25 protein-coding genes are annotated in these 21,856 nt (G+C 55.5%); 1 reads left to right on the top strand and 24 read right to left on the bottom strand.

Annotated features, from left to right (window positions below):
* Positions 1–67: 67 nt before the first annotated feature.
* The 6 genes from ACPFMA_RS22185 to ACPFMA_RS22160 all read right to left on the bottom strand — a co-directional run bounded on the left by ACPFMA_RS22185 (position 68) and on the right by ACPFMA_RS22160 (position 5,613).
* Positions 68–1,411, bottom strand: coding sequence for a tyrosine-type recombinase/integrase (locus ACPFMA_RS22185; RefSeq protein WP_425928767.1), 1,344 nt, complete (start codon positions 1,409–1,411; stop codon positions 68–70).
* Positions 1,408–3,291, bottom strand: a complete 1,884-nt coding sequence (mobH, locus tag ACPFMA_RS22180; RefSeq protein WP_425928766.1) for a MobH family relaxase — start codon at positions 3,289–3,291, stop codon at positions 1,408–1,410. The genes ACPFMA_RS22185 and mobH overlap by 4 nt, the downstream gene beginning before the upstream one ends.
* Positions 3,292–3,418: 127 nt before the next feature.
* Positions 3,419–4,045, bottom strand: coding sequence for a hypothetical protein (locus ACPFMA_RS22175; protein WP_425928765.1), 627 nt, complete (start codon positions 4,043–4,045; stop codon positions 3,419–3,421).
* 117 nt (positions 4,046–4,162) lie between these two features.
* On the bottom strand, positions 4,163–4,855 hold the full coding sequence (locus ACPFMA_RS22170) for a hypothetical protein (protein WP_425928763.1): 693 nt from the start codon (positions 4,853–4,855) through the stop codon (positions 4,163–4,165).
* A 123-nt stretch (positions 4,856–4,978) separates the two neighbouring features.
* Positions 4,979–5,326 (bottom strand): type II toxin-antitoxin system RelE/ParE family toxin, encoded by a 348-nt coding sequence (locus ACPFMA_RS22165; protein WP_425928762.1) that lies wholly within the window; start codon positions 5,324–5,326, stop codon positions 4,979–4,981.
* An 8-nt stretch (positions 5,327–5,334) separates the two neighbouring features.
* Complete coding sequence (locus ACPFMA_RS22160) at positions 5,335–5,613, bottom strand: type II toxin-antitoxin system ParD family antitoxin (protein WP_425928761.1); 279 nt, start codon at positions 5,611–5,613, stop codon at positions 5,335–5,337.
* Between the two features lie 112 nt (positions 5,614–5,725).
* On the opposite strand from ACPFMA_RS22160, the gene ACPFMA_RS22155 reads away from it, so the two are divergent.
* On the top strand, positions 5,726–6,052 hold the full coding sequence (locus ACPFMA_RS22155) for a hypothetical protein (protein ID WP_425928760.1): 327 nt from the start codon (positions 5,726–5,728) through the stop codon (positions 6,050–6,052).
* A gap of 48 nt (positions 6,053–6,100) precedes the next feature.
* On the opposite strand, the gene ACPFMA_RS22150 is transcribed toward ACPFMA_RS22155, so the two are convergent.
* From ACPFMA_RS22150 to ACPFMA_RS22065, 18 genes are all read right to left on the bottom strand, one after another.
* Positions 6,101–7,642, bottom strand: a complete 1,542-nt coding sequence (locus ACPFMA_RS22150) for a conjugal transfer protein TraG N-terminal domain-containing protein (protein WP_425928759.1) — start codon at positions 7,640–7,642, stop codon at positions 6,101–6,103.
* A complete protein-coding gene (locus ACPFMA_RS22145; RefSeq protein WP_425928758.1) occupies positions 7,639–7,995 on the bottom strand; it encodes a hypothetical protein in 357 nt (118 codons plus the stop codon). Before ACPFMA_RS22145 ends, ACPFMA_RS22150 begins: the two co-directional genes overlap by 4 nt.
* Positions 7,996–7,997: 2 nt before the next feature.
* Positions 7,998–9,359, bottom strand: coding sequence for an integrating conjugative element protein (locus ACPFMA_RS22140; RefSeq protein ID WP_425928757.1), 1,362 nt, complete (start codon positions 9,357–9,359; stop codon positions 7,998–8,000).
* 20 nt (positions 9,360–9,379) lie between these two features.
* Positions 9,380–10,318: a TIGR03756 family integrating conjugative element protein gene (locus tag ACPFMA_RS22135; protein ID WP_425928756.1), complete on the bottom strand. Its 939-nt coding sequence runs from the start codon at positions 10,316–10,318 to the stop codon at positions 9,380–9,382.
* Positions 10,315–10,734, bottom strand: coding sequence for a TIGR03757 family integrating conjugative element protein (locus tag ACPFMA_RS22130; RefSeq protein WP_425928755.1), 420 nt, complete (start codon positions 10,732–10,734; stop codon positions 10,315–10,317). The genes ACPFMA_RS22135 and ACPFMA_RS22130 overlap by 4 nt, the downstream gene beginning before the upstream one ends.
* 140 nt (positions 10,735–10,874) lie before the next feature.
* Positions 10,875–11,198: a hypothetical protein gene (locus ACPFMA_RS22125; protein WP_425928754.1), complete on the bottom strand. Its 324-nt coding sequence runs from the start codon at positions 11,196–11,198 to the stop codon at positions 10,875–10,877.
* Positions 11,198–11,857: a DsbA family protein gene (locus ACPFMA_RS22120; protein WP_425928753.1), complete on the bottom strand. Its 660-nt coding sequence runs from the start codon at positions 11,855–11,857 to the stop codon at positions 11,198–11,200. Before ACPFMA_RS22120 ends, ACPFMA_RS22125 begins: the two co-directional genes overlap by 1 nt.
* Positions 11,854–12,171, bottom strand: a complete 318-nt coding sequence (locus tag ACPFMA_RS22115) for a hypothetical protein (RefSeq protein ID WP_064302290.1) — start codon at positions 12,169–12,171, stop codon at positions 11,854–11,856. Before ACPFMA_RS22115 ends, ACPFMA_RS22120 begins: the two co-directional genes overlap by 4 nt.
* Positions 12,168–15,161: a conjugative transfer ATPase gene (locus ACPFMA_RS22110; RefSeq protein ID WP_425928752.1), complete on the bottom strand. Its 2,994-nt coding sequence runs from the start codon at positions 15,159–15,161 to the stop codon at positions 12,168–12,170. Before ACPFMA_RS22110 ends, ACPFMA_RS22115 begins: the two co-directional genes overlap by 4 nt.
* The gene (locus ACPFMA_RS22105; RefSeq protein ID WP_009402040.1) at positions 15,161–15,610 is read right to left on the bottom strand and encodes a TIGR03751 family conjugal transfer lipoprotein; all 450 of its coding nucleotides are present in this window, start codon (positions 15,608–15,610) and stop codon (positions 15,161–15,163) included. The genes ACPFMA_RS22110 and ACPFMA_RS22105 overlap by 1 nt, the downstream gene beginning before the upstream one ends.
* Entirely contained in the window at positions 15,588–17,141 is a 1,554-nt protein-coding gene (locus ACPFMA_RS22100) for a TIGR03752 family integrating conjugative element protein (RefSeq protein ID WP_425928751.1), read from the bottom strand. The genes ACPFMA_RS22105 and ACPFMA_RS22100 overlap by 23 nt, the downstream gene beginning before the upstream one ends.
* Positions 17,068–17,967, bottom strand: coding sequence for a TIGR03749 family integrating conjugative element protein (locus ACPFMA_RS22095; protein ID WP_425928750.1), 900 nt, complete (start codon positions 17,965–17,967; stop codon positions 17,068–17,070). Before ACPFMA_RS22095 ends, ACPFMA_RS22100 begins: the two co-directional genes overlap by 74 nt.
* Entirely contained in the window at positions 17,964–18,614 is a 651-nt protein-coding gene (locus ACPFMA_RS22090; protein WP_425928749.1) for a PFL_4703 family integrating conjugative element protein, read from the bottom strand. Before ACPFMA_RS22090 ends, ACPFMA_RS22095 begins: the two co-directional genes overlap by 4 nt.
* 8 nt (positions 18,615–18,622) lie before the next feature.
* Positions 18,623–19,006: a TIGR03750 family conjugal transfer protein gene (locus ACPFMA_RS22085; protein WP_064302285.1), complete on the bottom strand. Its 384-nt coding sequence runs from the start codon at positions 19,004–19,006 to the stop codon at positions 18,623–18,625.
* Between the two features lie 13 nt (positions 19,007–19,019).
* On the bottom strand, positions 19,020–19,370 hold the full coding sequence (locus ACPFMA_RS22080; protein ID WP_064302284.1) for a TIGR03745 family integrating conjugative element membrane protein: 351 nt from the start codon (positions 19,368–19,370) through the stop codon (positions 19,020–19,022).
* Positions 19,371–19,388: 18 nt separating this feature from the next.
* Complete coding sequence (locus ACPFMA_RS22075) at positions 19,389–19,622, bottom strand: TIGR03758 family integrating conjugative element protein (protein WP_240160536.1); 234 nt, start codon at positions 19,620–19,622, stop codon at positions 19,389–19,391.
* A 2-nt stretch (positions 19,623–19,624) separates the two neighbouring features.
* Positions 19,625–19,942, bottom strand: coding sequence for an RAQPRD family integrative conjugative element protein (locus ACPFMA_RS22070; RefSeq protein ID WP_425930622.1), 318 nt, complete (start codon positions 19,940–19,942; stop codon positions 19,625–19,627).
* Positions 19,943–21,639: 1,697 nt separating this feature from the next.
* Positions 21,640–21,825, bottom strand: coding sequence for a hypothetical protein (locus ACPFMA_RS22065; RefSeq protein WP_425928748.1), 186 nt, complete (start codon positions 21,823–21,825; stop codon positions 21,640–21,642).
* Positions 21,826–21,856: the final 31 nt, after the last annotated feature.

The raw sequence follows: 21,856 nt of genomic DNA, 5'->3' as shown, positions 1-21,856 counted from the left end.
TCTGGCCACGGTCGGTCCTACCTCCCCTGGCATCCTTCGCAAAAATAAAATGGCTAACGATGAGGCGTCAGGTCCACCTGTACGACCCAGCGGTGCTGAGAGGTGACACTTGCTCCATCAGCGCTCCAGGGTCGAAAGAGTCCTCAGAGGGACTGCACGGAGGGATTCCGAGGTCAGCCCATAAGGTACCTGGTCCATCCCATCCCAGTTCGTGGGAGAGCCCGGTCGTCGGTGTGGAGATCTGCTCCAGCGGATATTTCCTTGGGCGCTTCTGTTTTGGCAGCGCTAGAAATAATTCGTGCGCTGAAGAAACCTGGATGTCACTCAAATCACCAGTTTTTTCTTTGGCAACTTTCGTAGCGTCTTCATCAGAATCTGAAGAATTTTGGCCACTAAGATCCACTTGCTGTGGTAACGCTTTTGGTTGAGAGGGATCTGGCCGGAAGGGATCTTCTCGGCGTTCAAGTCTAATCGCTCCTTGGTGCAGGCTCCGTTCGTCGAGTACAGCTCGCATATGTTCATAATCGACTTCGATATAACTCATCGTCGTCGCTATATTCGAGTGGTTTAGTAGTGCTTTTGTCAGATGTATATTGCGTTCTGGTTGCCGCATTAAGTCGGTCGCCAGAGTGTGCCTAAATCTATGAGGCGTCATCCTAATGCCAAACGCATGGGTAAGCTTTTTGAACATATCCTCAATTTGATGAATGTTCATCGTTTTAGATCTGTAATGGATCGAAAAACGGTTTACATTGAATAGCTGGTCTTCATCCCTGAAACCCATGTTTCTGGCAGCAGTAACGATTCTTTCTATATGTGGCTCAAGCCCCTTCATTATGGGAATGCAGAATCCTCTGTGAGTTTTCTCTGTTTCAGCATTCACATATATGAGCTTCTTGGTCCAATCAATATCTTTTAATCTGATGCAGAGCAACGCGTTCAGGCGGATACCTGTATAGTAAAAAATCTCGAACGTGGCGAGCCAAAACCAGGCCGGCGTGATTTTCGCGCGAGCTCCAGTGTTCTCCTCCTGGGCTACGAGGCTGGTGAGCCACCTTCGTGCGCTTTTGATCGCATCGCCTCCAATTATCTTGCTGGGCCGCTTTGGTGGAATAAGTGTGGTCTTTTTAAATGGGTTGGCAATGGAGTCTGAGAGTATTCCATACTCAATCCCGTAACCCCATATCGTGCGCAGATGATTTGAATAGGTATTCCAGCTACGCTTTGATAGTCCTCCATCGACGACCTTGTTTCGCCAGGCGAGAATGGCACGCCGATCAATCGACTCGACTTCTGCACATTGTCCAAAATGTTTTTCAAGCGATTTGATCGCTGCACCATATGTCTTAGCGCTAGCCTGTCTCAAATCGTGGTCGGCCAGATAATCGTTCAGCAGTTTCTGGGGCGTCATTTGGCAGCCCCTTCCGTCACCCTTCGTAAACTAGGGTTGTTCATAGGCTGCTCTGAAAATACTAACCCTGGATCTTTGAGAACATAGCCTCTCAACTGAGATGTTTTTCTTGGACCTATCACATCATAGGTCCAGATATTCAACTGATCATTGGTTTTGACGTGAGTCTTTTCTTTTTCAAAAGCGCGTTGTACGTACTGCCAAGTTGCTGATCCAGATTTTCCGATGCTCTTTTCGAGCCCTGGATGTTCAAGCACATATCGCTTGAAGATCCCTGGGGTGACTAGCATTACAGTGTCGTCAACTGTGTGGACTAGGGCTTTGGTATCGTTGATGATCAATTTGTGAGAGGCAACACCTGCTTTAACCCAAGCGACGAAAGCCCCTCCTAGCGCATTACTGGTAGGCATTGTGGTGACATCGTTCCGTGCAGCATTCCTTGCTGTGGCTGCTATAGAATCCTCAGCCGTTTCATCCTCCTCATGTCCATGATCGAGAGGGAAGGCGGCTGCTGAGCCATAGCTAGCACTTGGCTCAACTGATGGCCCAGTGATATCACTATACAGCGACAGCAGTTCGTCGCGCTCAGATGATTGGAGATCAGTCGATGGACCCGGCTGCACCAGCGGTCTGGGCTGTGCCGGTACTCGAGGGGCTAGGCCTGTACCGTCGACTGGCTCATTCGGTATCTCACAGACGTTATTCTCACCGCTGCCCGCCTGGGTGACTGCAACCGGTTCCTGCTCAAGGGTTAGGTTGCCCTCATATGGAGGAGGTAGGTCGTCCGGATTTGGCCATACGAGTGCCGGCGAGATTTTCAGGAACGTGAAGCTGTTCTTCCAACCGCGGCCGTTGTCGATGGTGGCTTTCCAGATAGCTTTATCCTGCGCATTGGTCTGGATGATCGCCTGGTCCTGCAGCATGTTGAAGAATGGTGCATTGGAGGTTGGCACTCCCTCTATGCCCTGGGTCAGCATGTATGCCCGGAGCTGATCTGCTGCAGGCTTACTCACCAGCCAAAGCGCATCCTGAGTCAGCCAGCCGTCTGCAGGTCCGTCCGGGTGATTGAGCTTGAGTTTCTCCCGCACCAGGAATCGCAGGCCGTCGGCGAGTTGCCTCTGCAGTGATTGTCTGGGGGCTGTGAGCGCGCGCTCCGGATTTCCTCCCAGTTGTTGGGCAACCGATGCTTTGTCCGCCTGGACGACAATTTCGCCGAGGATGCCTGCATGCTCGTATTGGCCTGCGAGCAGGTAGATCAGCTGCCTCCATAGTTCAGGAAAACTACTTAGCCAGTCGAGAATCCCGGTGTCCAGGACCTGTAAATACACCAAGGCTGAAGCAGCCCCGTGTAACTGGTACTCCCTACCTTTGACGTACTTGAAGCGGTAGGGGCGGCTGATGGGACCATGCCACGGATGCCACGGTCGGCCGTCCTCCAGTTCCACGCGGAGATCAACAGCGATCTTCCCCAGGTCATGTAGGAGTGCTCCGTAGGCTGCTGCTGCGGTCCATGCTTCAGCTTGGGCCGACTGCGACTCCGGTGGCGCTCCGATCGGCAGAAGATGCGTCTGACGGATCTTGAGGGCGTAGGCCATGATCTCCAGGCCATGGTCCAGGAGGCCCCCAAGATGGGCATGGTGATGGTTTTCTGAAGCAGGGAGCAGTTGCACCAGCTCTGCGTAGCGTTCGAGCGGCTTGAGGTAGAGAGTGTTGAACTGAGCTCGTGAGAGCGAAGCTCTGCGCCAGATATTCTCCAGGAGCTGCTGACGAAGTGGGCTCTGCAGCAGAGCAGCAGCCTTCGTGGGGAGGTGGAAGCCCCGCGGTGAGGCTTCTGGTGTTGGTTGAGCCGGTTTGCGGCTGAACCAGGAGAGGAGTTGCATAGGTTGCTCCATGGCGTGTGCATGGAGCGGGCTTTTCTCCTAATGCCAAGATGGCATCAACGGAAAAGCGAATTTCTGCGGTTATGGATTTCTTGGCAGATGGCCATCATTCATGGGCAGAAACTCACTAAAACTTGAGGGTCGGAGTGGGCGCCTGCTTCTGTTGCGGGCTAGGAGTATGGTCTGGTCTAGGAGGTGCGGGGAACAAATCCGGTGCATATTCATGCAGCGCATGGGTTTCTACTACATCTCCCTTTTGGCTAACTCCGAGGACCGTTGAAAACGTTTCTGGTGTCATCCCTCCCGCGCTCCCTGCACGCCCATCTGGAACTTTATGTGCTGCCAACAATTTAATGTATGTATCAAACTCCTGTTTTGGAATGCCGCAGGCCAGAATGTCAATAGGATTGTAATAACACTTTTCTTCGTTGGTGTCGAAATAAAGCTCGGCTCTCAATTGGAGAGCACCCTGTTCAAGTGCGCCATAGATAAAATAGTGGTGAGTGTAGTTTGAAAGCTCTTTTTTTGCTTTTTCATAATCCAGAAATAAAGATATTTCAGATGGTAGGAACTCACGAGTTCTCTTGAATTCAATTAGAACAAACTTCTCCGCCACGCCGAATACTGCGTCGCCTGCATATCTCTCGTGTACACCCGCCAGCGGAGCTGCAAATCCCATTTTTTGACTGAGAACTAGCCGAGCCACATATGCGTATTCGACAGTCTTTTCAAACCATACCGGTGCCTTTTTCATAGCTTTTCCTTTATACAGTTGTGACCTTTTGGGTAGGGCTTTTACCCTTGTGATCCATTCCATTATCCATTAAATTGCTTTTCCATTTTTGGCCCATTTATCCCTTTTGCAGTGGGCTTAAGCTCGGGCTTTCAGTGGAGGTAATTTAAGAATTTGTTTTTGGAAAAGATAAAATGTCGACTCTACAATAGGGATTATTTCGTCGATATAGGCAGCATCAATATCTAGCCAATATTTTTTGTTGTGTATGTGTGTAGATGAGTTTGCGAGTGTCTTAGCGGTATTTTTGTACTCGTCGGTTATTTGGCAGTCAGCATGTGCGATGATATTTCTTAGGTTGCTAAGATTTTCAATAGCACGCCAGTGTTCCGAGTCGAGTTCGATGCCGAATCTTGTGAGAAATAGCTTGTGGCGCGTTATGTTCTTTTTGAAGCGGTATTTTGGTGTTTTTAGTTCTTTTTTAAAAGTTTCTGTCTGCTCGTTTATCGCAATAATGAATGTGCTGGCGGTAACGAATATCGATTCAAAGGTGCTAAAAATGCTCAGAACTAAAGTTTTTATCAGGATTTCATTATGTCTGCTGTAGTGTCTTCTTCGTGTGATGTTGTTTAAGATTGCTATCGTTTCAGGGTCGTCATTTTCTTCGGCTTTGTAGCGGTTTGTGTATTTTTCGTCTAGAGGGCGGAGTGTTTTGTCAATAAGTTCTCTGTAGTCTTTTATGTCTTTTATTTTTGCGCGGCTATCTCGGTTGATGACGTTGGCTATCAGGGAGTAATGGTAGTCTATGCTTTTCTGGATTTCGTCTGTCATGATTAATCTATTCTGATTGGCCACTTCTAAAGTTAACATCTTGTCGTTTAGCATCGATGCCCTGAGGCTGTGGGGTTTCTGCTGTGTGACATTCAAACCGTCTCCCTTTGAGCGCTCTGCACCTTACAGTAGATGCTGCAAGTGCCTGGTATCCTCCATCGCATCATGTAAGATTCGGATGATCTCAATAACCTGATCTGTCCCTATGCGATAGAAGACAACGTGACGGGGACTGATTGCGCGACCTTCAGTAGTCTTCAGCACGTTGAATGAAAGATGCAGGCTGCGGAGACCTGGTGAAAGCTCATCGCGCATTCTGCTGCCGGGGAGCGCTGGTTGTTCCGCAATGCGATGGAATGTTATCTGTAGCAGGTCTTGATACCGATTCCTGACAGACTCGCCTAATCTCACTTGGGTAAAACGGAGGGTATCGGCGATGTCGGTGCATGCTTGGGGAGGTATGCGAATCATGGCCCTACTCATGCTTTACTGCTCGCTCGGCTTCCAAGGTTGTCGAGGTAGTCCGTGAGGTTGGCTGGATCAACTTCTTCGTACTGGCCCGCTTCGACCTGCATGATGCCAAGTGATGTAGCGTTTCGCAGGGCTTCGAGCCGGGCTGCCTCAGCTGCTTCGTGCTCGAGCAACATCCGTATGCCTGCCCGTACGACCTCGCTGAAGTTCTGGTAGCGACCTGTGTTGACGAGATCATCTATGGACTGCTCCATCGGCTTAGGAACGACGACGTTGTGGGTGGCCATGAATGTGGACCTGATGAGTGGTGATGGCGCTTTATGCCATGCCCCTTGCGAAAATGCCAAAGGTGTCGTATATCTGATGGCAAGATGCTCTCACCGAGCAAGGAGATGGATCATGACTGTTGCCGCCAAACACTCGATTGCCTTCCGCTTAGGCCGGGCTCTGGGAGGCGTGGCACGTTTCTTCATGCATGACATGAATCCGACATTGCGCTGGGTTAAACGGTTATTCCTAGCCGCAGTTATTGTGCTCATTTTAGCAAACTCGATTAGTTGGGTTATGTCGGTGCTGCTGACAGTCTTTTCTCTAACTCTCGGACTGTATGCGCTTTCCAAAGTTGACCTCGTTAAGGTTGAACTCTTTTCCGAGGATGAAGAGGCGCCATATGGTCGAGATGTTTTCGAAAGGCCCCTTGATTCTTATGGTAGATCAGTTAAATAGATGCTGGCTCAGTACTTAGTGTATCAAGCCAGTATCACCATGATGCGCTCAGCTCTTTGAAGCTCCTCCAGCAACTGACTTAACTCCGCCCTCAACTAGGGTTCCTGCTTTTTGACCTGCCCGTTGCACTGCTCCAGTCCCTTCTGACAGCCCACTTAGAATGGTCCCTGTTTGCACTCCAGCCCAGCCAAGAGCCAGTACCCAAAAGGTTGGGAGAATGATAAACATCGAACCCATGACAAAGTTCAAAATTGCATCTTGAGTAGTGGTGTTCAAGCCCATTACAGGATCAAAGGATAAGTGCGGCGATCCCGACCCATACAGAACGTCAATGATTGTGCTGTCGACCCATCTCGCCAGCTGAAACCAGAAGTCTACAAAGATTAAAGCGAACATCGTTACTGACATTGTCATGGCAACTTTAAGTTGATATGCGCCGATGATCAGTACCAATGGAATGCAGATGACCATGGCCATCTTGAGGAAGGCCACGACCATCGGTAAGGCTTGGCGCACCATGTCCATCGCCGGGAAGAATGCCAGCGAGCCAACGGCGACCCCTAGTGTTCCGCCTGCACGAGCAAGGCCATTCCAGACTGTTCCATCGACCTGTCCGCCATAGTCGGTGTAGACGTCCCCGTTGACCTGGCTGGATGGCGACACGAGCTGGCGAATCATCGAGTCGGTTACTTCCTCTTGGGACAACCACTTTGCCCACCCGAGGAACTGGTTCAGCAGGCTTGGCTCGACCTGGGCTTTCAGTCGGTCCCGTAAGCCGATGCTCCCATCTGACCACCACTGCCTGCAGGTGGGGTACCCACCACCCCCGGTCACCTGGGGCATCCCGTCATCGCGTTTCGTGTCATACGGCCATGATGTACGAGGCGTTCTGGAGTAATCCGTGTCGTAGTAACCGGCAGTGTTGAGCAGGTAACGGGACCCGATCCAGTTCAGGTCCTGCAGGGCCTTCTGGTCTTTGGCGATCGACCTAATGTCCGGCTGACGCATGAACAGGCGCGCACGGGAAGGACCGAAGCAATCATGGGTGAAGTCTGCCACCTCCTGCGCGAGCAGGGGATTGCCGATCCTCATCGCGTCGACCTCCATGCGCATTTGCCTCAGATCCGTACCGCAAGGGATTGCTGCAACAGCACCGCTATTCAACCCCTTGGACAGCGCGTGTACGAGCGCCCACCACACAGGCACCTTCGCGCTCTTGCCGGCCAACGAACTGAAGGTGGTGTTCCAGCCTGTCTCCGAGGGCGCCGGCATCAGCACCTGGCATTGTTTCCCTCGCGCCTGGTCGAACTGCAGAGTGTCAAACCCCACCGAGATGGCTGGCACAGCACACAGTGAAACGACCACGTACCCTACGTACAGCTGGGTTTCAATGCGAGCCAGGGACAGCACACCCTTGTTGCCTTCGTCGGCACCTTCTCCTCGTACCTTGATCCACTCTCGGGCCACGATGATTATGAAGGGCAGGGCGAACAGCCCCGTGTCGGAGATCATGTCCCAGATCCCGTTGTTGATGATCCACCCTACCAGGGTGAGGTAATACTCGAGGTAGTCGTTCGTGTAGAGCGTCATAGGACCTCCGACCAGGTGATCGGCGCCTTCGAGATCTCGATGATCACGAACAACAGGAGGACCAGGAACTCGATCCGCTGAACCCCTTTGGATGGCTGATTTTCTTCGTTCCCCGGTAAGCGCGCCTTCAACTTCACCCAGGCGAAAATGATGCTGCCGTATAGGGCGAGTCGCCACAGCAACAGTGGTAAGTAATTGCCCTCACGCCATTTCAGCCAGGTGTCGAACACGCCCATATGATTGACCGCGATGATGCCGAGCAGAATGCTCAGCAGTAGTATCGCCACGCTCAACAACACGCCTCCCAAGAGGACTTTGAGGGGGTGTGATTTTTTCTCGACATCTTCCGACATATTCACTCCTTGCCGGCAGGCTTCTGCAACTGAATCAGGCGATCCTGTTCAGGCGCCGCTTCGTAGATCGAGCGAGAGTTTTCGGCGCGCGACTTACCCCGTTCAATGATTTTCATCGGGGAGTTGTTGGCGAGCTGCTGCCGCATGTCGAGCTCGGTCTTGAGGTTGGAGATGAGTTGCTGAAGCGTGTCGACCTGCCCGAGTGTGGCCTCAACAGCCAGTTTGTTCGCATTCACGTTGGGCTCCTTGCTGCCTGTAATCAGCATGCGCTGCAGCAGCAGACCTTTCTCCAGAACATCAGCCAGGGCGACCTCGGATGCCAGGCGGGAGGCCAACACCGCCTGATCCCGCTCGTCACGAAGGGCTGTAATGACGCCGCGGGTAATGGGAAGGGAGTCACTACTTGCCTCACGCAGCTTCTCCGAGGTGATCTGTGTCCCGGGCTTCAAGAGCTCCTGCAGGGCTGCAAGTTTCTTGTCATAGGTTTCCTGGATCAGCGGCGTCAAGCCCACACCCGGAGTCGAGGTGGTGGTGCAGCCTTCACAGGTTTGCAGTTGTTGCTCCCCCAGGACCCGATTTGCGAACTGGGCCGCTTCGGCCGGAGATTCCCAACTTCCGCATACCAGCCCATTGGAGCAGTTGGACTGCGGGATGCTCGAGGTGTCCTGAGCTGCACGGTTGTTGAGGAGGTTGTAGCCTGCTTTGGCGACGTCCCCAACTACCTTGATGGGCGGCTGCCCATTGCCACCGGCCTGTTTTCCGCCGACCCAAGTCACGCCATTCGATCCTGGTGCTTCCTCGACCTTGTCGATCACTGCCACTGCATCGTTGCTGGATGCCAAGGCTTGCCCCATCTTCTGACCCTCAGCAACCTTGCCCCACCCCATCTGGCCGCCCGCAATGTCGGCCATTCGTTCGGCCATCGCCCTGCAAGTACCCTTCGATCGGTCGTAATCGAGGCGAGCCTGCAGGATCCCATTCGTCAGCAGGTTGTAGAGTGCGGGATTGGCTCGCTGCAGGATCAGAGCTGGCAGTGACGTGACGGCGCCGGTCGCGTTCTGGATTACGCTACTCATGATCTGCTGGAAACCCTGCGTTGCGCCATTCAGCTGGTTCTGCAGAGTGTTGCTAAGATCCATATTTCCGCAGACCAGATTGTTCTGCCAACCGGCGCCGACGGTGATGCTCTCCATTTGGCCAGCGCTGCCCATCTGAACAGCGCTGCCACCACCGATGCTGTAGAGCACGTCATCTCCAATCACGCTTCCCTGGGATTCAACCTTGATCGGGTCGGCGGCTTCCGCCCAGCACCAAGAGACCCCCATGCCGGCGGCCAAGGCGATCGCAGCGGTCAGTTTGCTCATAGATTTCTCCAGGTCATATCTCATTGGAAATCGGTGCTTCCCAGGAAGGTTTGTCCCTTGCGCTCGCAGCATGAGTAGGGACGCCAGAGGGCCCAGGCGTAGGCTTCATCAACCGCGTCGACGTTAGGGGGTGGGGAAGGAAAGACAACGCATGTTGGGCTCATAGTCGGCGTGAGTTGCTGCCATTTACCTGTGCGAGCATCGCCTTCTTTCAATTCACCAGCGGGCCAGTAGCCTGGCTCAGCTTGAGCGAGCATCGGTAGGTATACGTGGGGTTGCCCGGAGCGTGTCGTGATATCGCCCGCGCGCTGAGCAATGACTGCTCCGGCTTTAAAATCCTCGACCTGGTGGATGAATCCGCTGCGTGGATAGATGCTTCCCCACATGTCGGCAGATTGAGTTTCGCCGACGTCACGCATGCCCGGTGTCAATGCCTCTGGATAGACTGACTCGGGAACCCCATACCGCCAAGCGAGAGAATCCAAAGTGCTGAGCATGTAGGGCACATAGGGTGTAGTCGCACCGTGGCAGGAATAGCCAAATGAGCTGACGAACCGACTGAACACCGCAGCTCCAGGGTGGCCAATGACATCTGCCTCCTTGAACTTCGTGATGTTGTTCTCTGCGTTGTGGTTGGTTGTTCCATCATTACCGGCCTGCGCGGACGCGCTCGGAGCCCCCGTGGAGCTCACCTCTGTCCACGGGTTTTCCCCGGTATTGGCGTAGGCAGACACCACCGCATCTGGAATGTAGTGACGTACTTTGGTGGAGGTTTTGACTTTGCAGCCGAAGTTCGTACATAGCAGCCAGTAGCAGATGCCGACTACTTTGTATTCAAGGCAGATAGGCGAGGTGGTGGAGGCGAGAATCGCCGCCGAGCTGATGGCCGCGGAGGCTGAAAAAGGTAGCGCCGAGGTTAGAAGCGCAGCCAAGGTGAGTCGCGGGATTCGTCTCATCATCGCCCCCTTGCTTGGTTGATTGCCTTAATGGCTGCAGCCACGTCTGGTTGGCCGTACACCACATACCGGCGATCGACGACGACTGCCGGCAACTTTGAGACCCCGACAGTCCAGGCATCAGCATTGCCCTGCTGGGCGGTAGCCAACTGTTGCATGAGGGCAGCTCCGGCCGGCGTGCCCATCAATTGCCTAGCGGCGAGCGCGGCTTGGTGCGGGTTGGGTGGTAACTTCCTGGACAACTGCTCCTCGATGCGCTGTTGATCATCGAGCTTGATGATGCGCACATCTGCCGGTACGGAGTTAAGTGGGTGCGCCGTGTCTGTGATGGCCCAGGTCTCGGCATGCGCGGTGCCATTGGCTAAGGCGAGGACGAGCAATCGCAATGCTCGCGATGAAGGCGGAGGGATATTCAACATGGGACTGCACCTAAGGGTAGGGGAGGCCGATACAGGAAAACGGATCGGCCCTTCAAGCGCAGTAGGAAATAGATACCTGACGGTGTTTGGATTTCTCTGGCGATAGGCGTAGGGGCTAAGCAGAGCGTTAGAGGTGTGAGCTAGTCGAACCATTCCTCGTCATCAGGTGCAAGTTCTTCCAGATTCCTATCGAGCTGCAGCTCGATCACGGTCCCAGGGGCTGGGGCATACCAGTCGACTATTACGAACCGACCTTTACCTATGGTCTCGTCATAGTCCATGAGCACGCAATCGTCGTTCCACCCCTGGAGAGCCCTGCTTAGCTCATTTTGTGAAGGGAATTCTTCCCCGGCCGGCTCAAGATGAAACCATCCATGGCCAGAGCCTGCGCTTGGAAAGAATCTGCTTGGTAGGTTGCTTTCTTCTTCATTGTTGTCGTTGCGCGAGACCGTGAGTTTGATCATTACCTCGACAAGCCCTTGCGCAGTGGGGCTTGGGCGGCGAGGTCATCGATGACCGACAACAGCGCGACGCTATCCACCGGGCCCTCCATGCGGATGCTGTGTCCTGTCAGGCTGTCAGTGACCTCAATCGTGGGGGTAGCGGCAATGCCGCGGCTTTTTGCCTGAGCCAGCTGTCGATCAACCGCTGCACGGATAACTTCTGTCCTAGCGCAATGGGAGAGATCCTCCGCGGAGACTCCGGGTAGCTTCAATCCACCTGCTAGGCCCTGGCCATTGCTGCGGCTGCGTAGCAGGACCTGGTCGATCGCTTGCCAGAACGCCGAAGCCCCCCCTAAGGTTCCTGCGCATTGGACGAGTCGTGCCTCCGATACTGCTGCAGCACCATGGGTATCGAGGGGGAAGTGATGCCAAGCGAGCTTCACGTTATCTTGCTCGCTCACCCATTGCTTCAATTGCGGGGTGTATACCCTGCAATAAGGGCATTCGAGGTCGGCGTATTCTGTAATAGTCCAGCGAGCGGAAGCCTTTCCGTAAAACCATTCGTCCTCCACGGTCGAACGATATAAAGAAAGATGTGAAGAAATAGCCTTAAGCGTAAAGACAACCGTGAGTACAACACCCAACCCAAGTACGGTAATAATTTTATGTGATGGATTCATTGTGGAGACTCCATCGCGCTTGGCGTTATGGGATCGCCTGGGGATTTAAAAGCTGAGTGGCGTTGCAAAGTCTCCATTAAGTCGCGGAGGGCACCGTCCGGTTGTGGGTGCTGTTTCAGCCATTCATTCAATGCTCCTTGAATCAGCGGCATGATATCTCGCCGATCAATGGCGTTTTTTTTAATTTGTTGTAACTCATCAATCAGCACCGGGGCGCAGACCGATAGCGACTGAAGTGTATCGCGTCCCGGGTCTTTGAGCAGTTGGGTCAGGTTATCGATGATATTCTGGGTCAGGATGTTCATGACTCTCATGCCACGCGCTCCACGGCCTTCTTAGATTGGGGAAAGGTGATGGGGAAGGGGTGAATACCGCGCTTGCGGTCCAGTTCTGCTGCCACCTGCAGTGCGGCGTGAAGTTCATCGCAGCCAAGCGCCTGCATGATTTCATAACGTTGCCGCTTTTCTTCTGGCTCAGTCATGGCCAGGGCGAGGCACAAGCTGGGCGGCACTACCCGGAACAGCATCTCGATCCGCTTGGCCAGGATGATGCCTTCGGTGAACTTGCCGTTCTCTTTCCTTGCCGAGAGCATCATCGTCTTCTGTGCCGGTGTGAGCTCACGGAAGCGCGCAATCTTTTCCACCTCGTCGGGCGGCATGTTCAAACAGATCCACCACTCGATCATGTTGAGCAGCGCGGATGCTTCTGGGGGGATGTCGTCGACGTTCTGGGTTGCCATCCAGTACCAGGCGCCCAGTTTTCGCCACATCTTGGTGATCTTCACCGAGTAAGGGGAGAGCAGTGGCACTTTCAATGGGATGTGGCCTTCGTCGGTGAAGGCAATCAGCGGTCGACCTTTAAACTGGTCTCGCTCCGCGATGTTGTTGATGGTGTTGAGCAGTGAGATGTAGGCGATGGCCATTTGGGCCTGATAGCCCTCACGCGCATAGGTAGCCAAGTCCACGATCGTGATGTCGGCCTCCGGCCAAGCGGTGCCTGGACGGTTGAACATCTCGGCTTCTGTACCCATGGTGAACATCCCCATGGCCTCTGCCATTTCCATGAATCGGATGCGCCGGCTTTCAGGGAGTTTGTCGTCACTGGCCATCGCTTGCAGCGCTGCGCTGATATCTTCAGTGAGTACTGGACGGTTCTCGCTGACACATAGCTCGGCCGCGTTGAGGATGCACTGGCGGATGGCACTGCGGTCAGCACGAGTGAGCCGAGCGTCTTCCTTGGACTCGCCGCCTGTGATCATCAATCGGGCAGTGATCTCCAACTCGCCCAAGATGTCCCGCTGCTCGTCTTCCATCCCCGCCAGGGCGTCGGCCAGATGTTGGTCTGAGGCATCCACGTCCGCCGCATTCAGAACCTTTACCTGGTCCTTGTTTTTGACGAGTTGCACCGCGTCTACGAAGGGGGCAAGGCTCACGCCGCTGCCTGGGGCTAGCCGAACTCGGTTGACGGTCAGGCCGAGCCGCTTGGCGAAATCACCCAGCAGCCCGAAGCTGTTGCCGGCCTCGATAATAAAGAACCTCGGGCGATACAGTGCTATGGCTTGCATGATCAGGTAGTTGGCCGTTGCAGACTTACCGGCGCCCGTGGGCCCGAACAAGAACAGGTGGGCGTTCATCTGGCGATCGAGCTTGTTTAATGGGTCGAAGGTCAGCGTTGCACCTCCCCTGTTGGACAGCGTGAAACCTGGGTTACCTGTACCAGTGGAGCGCCCCCACACCGGTGCCAGGTTCGCGATGTGTTGTGTGAACATCAGCTGGGTGTACCAATCCAAGGCGCGATTTTCATTCGGGTCGAAATTGCAGGGTAACAACCGCAGGTAGCTGTTCAGGGGAGCTACCTCGTCCTGTGGCTGGACTGGCTGCATGCCGGCGCCGAGGAGGACGTTGCACAGACTGGTCGTGCGTTCCTCGAGCACGGCTTTATCCTGACCGCGCAGGAAGAAACCAACACTTCCCCTATAGAGCTTGTGCTTGCGCCCGAGGATGGACCGTGCCGTTTGTACGTCATCCCGGGTGTGGCTGGATGCCTGGGTGTCGCCGATGGCCTTCCTGGAGAGTTGTTCAAGATGCCCTTCCAGCAGATCCTGCGGAGTCGGCACCATGGTGATGCACAGCACGGTATCCTCAGGCAGGCGGTCAAACAGCGAGTTCAATGAGTCTGCCTGCTTGGTCTCACCGGTCAGGTGTCCAGTGAGGGGGGCATTTTTCAGGCGATCAAGTATCACAACGCGGTGCGGCATGCCGTCGAACGACCAAAGACCGCTGTCGACATTCGAACGCGGCTCTCGAAAGAACAAATTCTCCGAAAAGTCGGTACCGCTGGCCACCGGCAGCTCACCCTCGTCGAGCCCGCGGGGTGGGTGGCAGACCGTGTCGTAGAATCGACGGATATCGCGATCAGTCGTGCCCAGGTGATCTGGGTATGGATTGAACCAACCCACAAGCCAGCGCTTGATAGCGTGGCCATCCATGCGCTTGGTTGTAACGCCGGCGTTGGCCAGAGACCCCTTGAGGCGATCGCAGATTGCTTTGAGGTATGCGGCAGGCTCCTGTCCGCGAACCACGAGGTCCTGTTTCTTTACCCGGCGATACACCACCAGGCGGACTTTCCGGGTCTGCCCACGCCATGGAAGGTTGCTGACGGCTGTGTCGACGAACAACCCACCGGGCTTGGAGATGGACTCGAGGTGGTGGCGGAACAGCGCGAGATACAACTTGGTGAAGTCTGTGTTTTCAGCCCGGGGCTGAACGTAGGCATGGAGTTTCTGCAGATAGTCACCCCAGTCCGTTTCGTCCTGGGCGTAAAGCTGTACGACCCAGTGCGAGCTTTCAAGCTCGTCAAAACTGTCCTGCAGGACGCCTTGCAACGCATCGCGAGCTTGTTGAAGCCAGTCGTCGGAGCGCCCCTCGGTCCCGATCGGGACCAACTCGAAAAACGCCGCCCTGCTAATGCCATCCTCGAGGAGCATGGCTTCTTCCTCTGGCAGATATTCGGCCCATGGCAGCATGTCTACGAACGACGGGTTGACCTCGTACATGCGCGACACGTCAGCTTTCGTCGCCGGCCGACGTTTAGGGTTTTGCCAGTCGGTAGGGGAAGGGATGCCCATCGACTCCAGACGGGCAATGTACCGGTCATTTGCAGCCAGGCGGTTTTCCTCGTTGGTGGCCGTGCTGGCTGTTGCGGGATGGTCGTCGACCAGGTCGGGATCGGTTGTTGTCTGGCCGAGCACGGGCTCGAGCTGCGTTGCAGAGCCTTTGTCCAGCCATTTGCTGAAGAACTGCATCAGTACTCCTCCGTCCGCTCGCCTGGCATGGCGTACTGCACGCGTTGATACATTGGGAATACCGTGGTGTAGCCAGGTACCGGTACCGGGTCCGTCCCAGCCAAGTGCGGGAACACGTACATCACCAGGTCAGGGTTCGGCAGTCGCTTGAACTGGCTGTAAATCTCGTTGTGGGGCGTACGGGTGAACGTGCCTGCACCTGCTTGTTGGCGAACCACCTGTGCCTCATCGAGCGGCCGGCGAAGCTCTTGGCGTGCATCCAGTAGCATTCTGCTGTTAGAGCTGCCAGAGCCCCCGCCAGACGTTCCGTGTTGCCACACGTCCATCATGTTGGCTTGCCCATGAGGGAGCAGCTCGTCTTTATCAGTCGTGCATCCGCCTAGAACTAGGGCGAGCACGAGCCAGGCCCCGGCCTGCAGCTGGGGCTTAGTCAAGGTTTGCGGATACATGGTTGGCTCCGGCGTTGTAGTCGACCTTGCGGCCGTTGATCTCGTAATCGATGGCGAGCTGCTGGTCCAAGTGGACGGCGACCTTTGCCCCTGGTTGGACGTACACGGCGGCGAAAGCTTCGCCGTAGAGCTTGTTCATCCAGGAACGGATATCGCTAACTCCACCGGTGAGGATTGCCCCCATGGCGGAGTTCCCCGAGGAACCAGTGGTCCCGAATGACGTTCCTCCGCTGCTAAAAGTCGTCGAGCTATTTTGCTCATCTGCCTTCAACAATTTGGCTATGCCGGCGCCCGCGGCCGTCACCAAGGACTGGTTGGTCAAGTACTCCTTGGCGTTGGATCGGCGCTCGCCGGAGATGCATGGAATACCGTAGGAATCGCTGATCCAGCCGAGTCCACCTTGGATCGCAGGCTGCCCGTTCCCGTTGCTGCTGTTCTGGTTGTTGTTCTGGCTGCCGTTGGCCTCTTCTGCCGGTGCAGGGACCGATCGGACCGTGCCGTCGGCGAATACGAAGGTCAGGCTCCGGACTTGACCGCGCACGCAGGACAACGTCCAGTCGCCGGATGCGGTACCGCTGGCGACGGCGCCGACGACGTCAGGGAGTTCGATGCCGTTTGCGGTCAGGTTGTCCGGGCCGATCAGGACCTTGAAGGGGAAGGGGTCATTGACTGTTCCATCGATCGGTACGCGCCCAATGAGCGCCGACATGGCCACCGATCCCACCAAGGTGGAGTTCTGGGGCAAGGTATAGGCCTTGCGGACTTGCTTACGGGTGTCCTGGGGAGATATTTCAGCGCCGACGTTCTGTGCTGTTGAGCTGAGAACGGTCTGGCCTTTGTCCAGGGTGCTGCCGAAACTGGTGGGAAAATTGAAGCTGGTTGCTGCCTGGGCGGAGCCTGGCTGAAGCGGTTTCCCGCTAGCGTCTATCGCAGTCGCATCATTTGGTTCGACCCAGACGAGCCCATTGGACTTCGTCGCTTTGTCGAAACCCGCGCCGTCACCTGGTTGCACTCCTAGTCCTATGGGGAGGTCTTGCCCAGCGCTATTCGGATTCTGCGACAGGTTATCCAACTGACGCTGGACTTGATCCAGCAGGCCCATGCTCTGGTTTTTTACCTGCTCCTGAAGCTCGCCCTTCGCATCATTCAGTTTATTGTCGACATTCTGATCAATACGCGAGAGTCGGAGCTGTAGCTCTGCATTCTGGTCCTTGAGTTCTTTGTTATCCGTGAGCACCTTTGCGATCTGGTCTTTCACCTCCCGGCTTTCGGCGACAACTGTGCGAAGGGTGTCGGCAGGGGTATCACCGTCCACCCCTAGCTTGCGAGCGGTGTCGCTGCCGATCTTGATTGTCTCTTCTTCAGGAACTGCGGCTTCGTCTTTTTTGCTCCCACCTTTGAACAGGATGATGAGCGCGATGATCAGCACCGGGATGAGCAGGTACTTGAGGAGTGGATTACTTTTTAGACTGCCCACGGCGCCCTCCTGCTTTCGGATCAACCTGACTGACCGAGGACGGCAGCAAGGCATCTTTCAGTTCTTTGCCTTGAGTCACCAAGTAAAGCGTGGTGGTATCGCTGGCGTTACCGCGAGCACCAAGGTACGGGTGTTGGAATGTTGCAGTGGTGAAGTTCCCCATCAGCTCTGTTGCATCCATCGTCAGCTGCTGGGCGCTCAGATTTCTGAGCTTTACTGCTGTGACGTAACTGTTGTCGAGGCGCCAGGCCCCCAGCACCGATGCCTCCACTGGCAACACTGGCAACAAGGTGCTCAGGTCAATGCCCCGATCAACTCGCACCTGGCTGATGCCGGCCACTGGCTCAACGGTCCGAAGCGGGGCGTATAGCATTTGTGCGGCATAGCGAGTGAGAGCCACTGGGGCTGGCGTTTCGTGGCGGGGAGCGGGCGGAACATCCTCGTCCTCCGGCGGCGCAGATGTCGAGGATCGCTTCGTCAGAGCGGGTGTGTAGTTTGTATCGCCGTAATAGCTCGAGGGGGCCGCACCGGGAATGATCTTCGCGGGTTCAAGCTTGGCTTGGCCCTCTGTCGCCGGTGTCGCGGCAATATCCACAAGCATTATCTCGCCGGTTGCCACGTTCTGCAGTTGCAGCCTGGTCGGTGGAATTTCCTGGCTGGCCAACAAGTAGACGGCACCGCCGGTGCTCTGGACCCGTAGCTGGCCAACCAGCTGGGGAGGCATGCCTACGCGCACGTTCTGGTCGACGAAAACGATTCGCTCTTGCCCCACAATCAGCGGGATTGCCATGGGGATACGGTCCCACTGCAACAGCTCGACTGCTTTTACATCGGCAACTGCGAGGAGGCCCAGAGCAAGGAGCCAGGTGCGCACGTTCATGGCTTAACCCCGGCGGCTTGCAGATCAACCTCGATGCGTAGCGGGTTGGAGGCGTAGCAGTTCCACATCAACCCGAACGGATTTTTCTCTGGGTTGACGTCGGCCCGGACAATAGACAGTGGGTAGCGGGTCATGGCGCGTTTAACCCGTTCCCCATTCACTGATTCGTCGGCAAGCAGGTCCAGGTTGACCGTCCACTCATTGAGTCCGATTTCCTCTACTCTAAGCACGCCAGGGTCGGTCAACCCGTGCCCAGGGATTTCCGAAACGTTCCGCTCACGCCGGCGCAGCTCACCAGCATTACGACGCATCTCATAGTCTTTCTTCAGGTATTCCTTGCAGCCAGGCGTCACGTAGGAGGCCAGACGCTCGATGTTGTCCTGGTAGTCGTCGTCCCCGTTCTTCTCCCAACGCTGCATCTGCTGGAAGATATAGAAGCCGAAGGCGTAGACGTTCTCTGGCGGCACCTCCCACCATTTGCGAGTACTGCCGGAGCGGAGGTCCGGGGGCACATGCACCGTCAAGTCTTCGGGAGCTTTGTGCCAGCCGTAGAACGCGAAAAGACTGACTGCGCCCAGCACAATGACCGCGATGCGCAAGCTGAGAATGTGTGCTTGTTGAGCATCCACTCGTTTTCGAAAACTCATGAAGATCCCTACTTTCCTGTACGGCGGCACGTCCACGCACCCTTCCGGATGACCAACTGGGGGCCACCGAGGAAGGGGAGGTGTTGGGCCTTGTAGAACTGGAGTTGGCGGTAGAACCAGGTATCCGGCCGGCCGCGCTTCATCTTCCGGAGGATCCGGCTTGCCACGGTCAAGCCCAGCGCTCCACCTACAAGCGCGCAAGCGATAAAGAGAGCTGGGTTGCCGAACAAGAACGACACAGGGATGCCCAGAATCATTCCGGCCCCCCCACAAACGCCGACCGTGCCCCACATCTCATCAGCAGTGAGGCCGCCCATGACGATGGGCTGTCTGTTGAGATTGTGTGGGAGGAAGTCCAGCGTTCCATCCTTCAGGTAAGTGGTCTCAGCCATATCGCACCACCAGTTAGAGGACGCCAGTAGCCTTGGTGACCATGAAGATGCCAACGCCGATCAGGCAGATCCCGACCACGGCGGTGAGCCCCAGATCCCGCCACTTTTTCTTTCCCTCGTGGATGTCGTGGTAAACGCCATAGGCATGGGAGGCGACTCCCACCATCATGCCTCCGAGCAAGAACAGCCCGAGCAGCATGAATCCGTCATACCCATAGTTCTGGATGGTTTGCAGCCAACTGGTGCCTTCACCCCGGGTTGGTGCCTGGGATCCTGGCAGAGCTGCTGTCGCAAGCCCGGGTAGCAAGAGCATTGCAACTGAGGCAGCGCTGATCAGTGATTTGGTGGTGTTTTGAACGGACATCGATTAGCTCCTTGATAGCTAGCTGAGAACGAGTGCAGAGAGGATCAGTAGCAGGACGATGACCCGGACGGTCGACGATCCTGCAATGTGTTTGTCAATGTTCTGGGTCGCCCAGCCGCGGTAGATGCTGTACAGCGCCCAGGCCCCCCACAGCGTCGATAGCGCGATGACAGTGCCTACGAACAGCACAGTGCTGGCTTGGGGCGTGACACCGCTAGCCGCGTTGAACGCTGCGACTTGAGTCCCGCTCATGCTCATGGCATCCGCCCGCCGGTGAGTGTGTACTTGCCCGTCAGCTCTGCCGGATCCCGTGGCTGTGCGCGGCTTGGGGTCAGGTAATCCTGCAGACCCTGGCGAACGCGCTGGATGTCGCCGGCCAGCCGGTTATAGTCGAAGTAGTACCGCTGACCAGGTTCGCTGGCGATCGTGGCACTGCGCCGCGCTGAATCTTCTAGGGCATTCAGCTGACGGATCATCACCTCGATGTTGGCCTGTTCTGATGCGCCGGCCGCGTGGGCATTGGGCATGAGGGAAAAGCCGCCGCTGACGCTGATCAGCGCGCCAATCAGAATTCGATGAGGAGATGTAAGGAGGAGGGATGGCTTGTTCACGGCTGGCTCTGGCAAGACTGACTGTGGGCCTTAGGATGCCGAGACCAGGGGACGCCTTTCCTCAAGAAATACTTATCTGAGGTCACTGGATTTTTTTAATGTCGTCACGCTTTGGAGACGTACCCTTACCGCCGTTCGACTTTTGAGGCGATTCTTTGAAGCAGACACAACCGGATGGGTTGGTCGGGTAATTCCTAGGTGGGTCTTTCCTCTGCAAAGCGAGCTGGCTGCTCAAGTGTCGATTATTTTCTTAGATAAACTCGAAATATTTAATTGACTTCAGACCGCAGCTATCCATGGTGCGAATCTGGACATGCTTGTTACGGCACCACTGCTCCTTGGCTTTCTGCCAGTGATTGCCTACTTCGCTGCGTGCCTCTTCTTGATGTAACCATATGGATTCGCGCTTTAGCTATTGGTCGTGAAGGCCTCGGCGCGGAAGCGGTCAGTCTTGACCGGCTGCTATCGACCAAAAGCAGGCAGTGGAGCCGAGCAGGAAACTGGTACGTATCTGTGCGCAAACTCATTTGTCTATACGCTTTACTTTCTTGGCAATCTTCAAAAGGACGACGGCCATAGATGTAGACCTAGCTCATAAAATAGAGACCGCAGAAAGTGAGTATTTGCGCTCGCGCGTTGAAAGCCTGGCAGAGGTGAGCGGAAACCCTTATGGCGCACATGTATTTTCCAATGCTGGCTTTCCATGCTTTCAAGTGAGCGCATCGCCTAGCCCAGTGTTCAATCGCATCTACGGTGAGCTCGCCAGTGATCCCCTACCGGTGTTGAAACTACTCAAGGCATCAGCAGAGCATTCAGCCGTAACCCCTCTTATCGGAAAACCATCAGCAATTGAGCAATACGCTCATGTGGGCGAAACACGGCTTGTGCGTTTGAGAGGCGGGACTCATTTGCAATTTGCTTGTGCCATTGGAAAGGTGGTTTTGAGTTGTCAGTCATTTGAAATTGAAAAAGTCACATCGAAGACGCTAGCTGATTTCGCAGACTTGCACGCGGGCGCCTTTCATCCCAAGCAGGAGCTCCGGCTGCTGAACCAGGCTTCTTTTGCAGGGTTGGCGCCCAACGGACGTCTGGGAAGCAAAGAAGCATGGCTGCCGCTGGGTCGCTGCGACCGCGCTGGCCAGCTCCCAAAGTCGCCGAAATCTGCAACGTGCCGGTTTAACAGTACCCCATGCGCAAGCACTATATCGCCTGGCAGAAAACTGAGATAAATGGCGGGATATTACCGACCGATTTTGGCCGATTGCAGCCATATTTGAGCGGCAGCTAAGGGGCGATTTAATGCACCCCGTGTGGCCTGGCGGTAGCCAACCGGTCGATCACCTTCCTCCCCAAATTCTCCGCAACGACCATGCAGCTAAGCGTGATGCACGAGCTCGACGCCGTGCGCTTGCTGTTGGAGTGCGCGTTGGTTCAGGTGTAGCTCAAGAGCCGAACGCAGCCTCTGGCCCTGTACTAACCCATGCTCATTCCAAGGGATTGCAGGCCCCCTGTGAGCGGGCTTGCCCCCGATCACGGGCAGCGCCCGTGCCATACACCGCGCGGTCTACTTCGCGGATAAACCCGCGAAGAGGCCGGCAATGGCACAACACAAGTACTTGCCCAAACCATCGCCGCTGGCACCTGCACACCCACCCCAATCACAGCACCTCGAAGGGCTTCCCCGTGGACAAGGACTCACCAGACCACCTCGGCAAATTGGGCTGGACCGTAGCACCACCACCTGCCTGGAAAGCGAAGTCAAAGGCAAACACCCTGATCGTCTCGACGGCCTTAATGCCCCTGATGGCCATGGGCTCGACCTCCAATGGGTTCTTGTCGAGCATGACCAGGTCCGCGAAATTGGCAGCGCACCGA

The organism is Pseudomonas sp. NyZ201 (genome assembly GCF_049860765.1).
GTDB classification, from domain to species: Bacteria; Pseudomonadota; Gammaproteobacteria; order Pseudomonadales; family Pseudomonadaceae; genus Aquipseudomonas; species Aquipseudomonas bharatica.
This window is presented reverse-complemented; position numbering and strand designations above follow the sequence as displayed.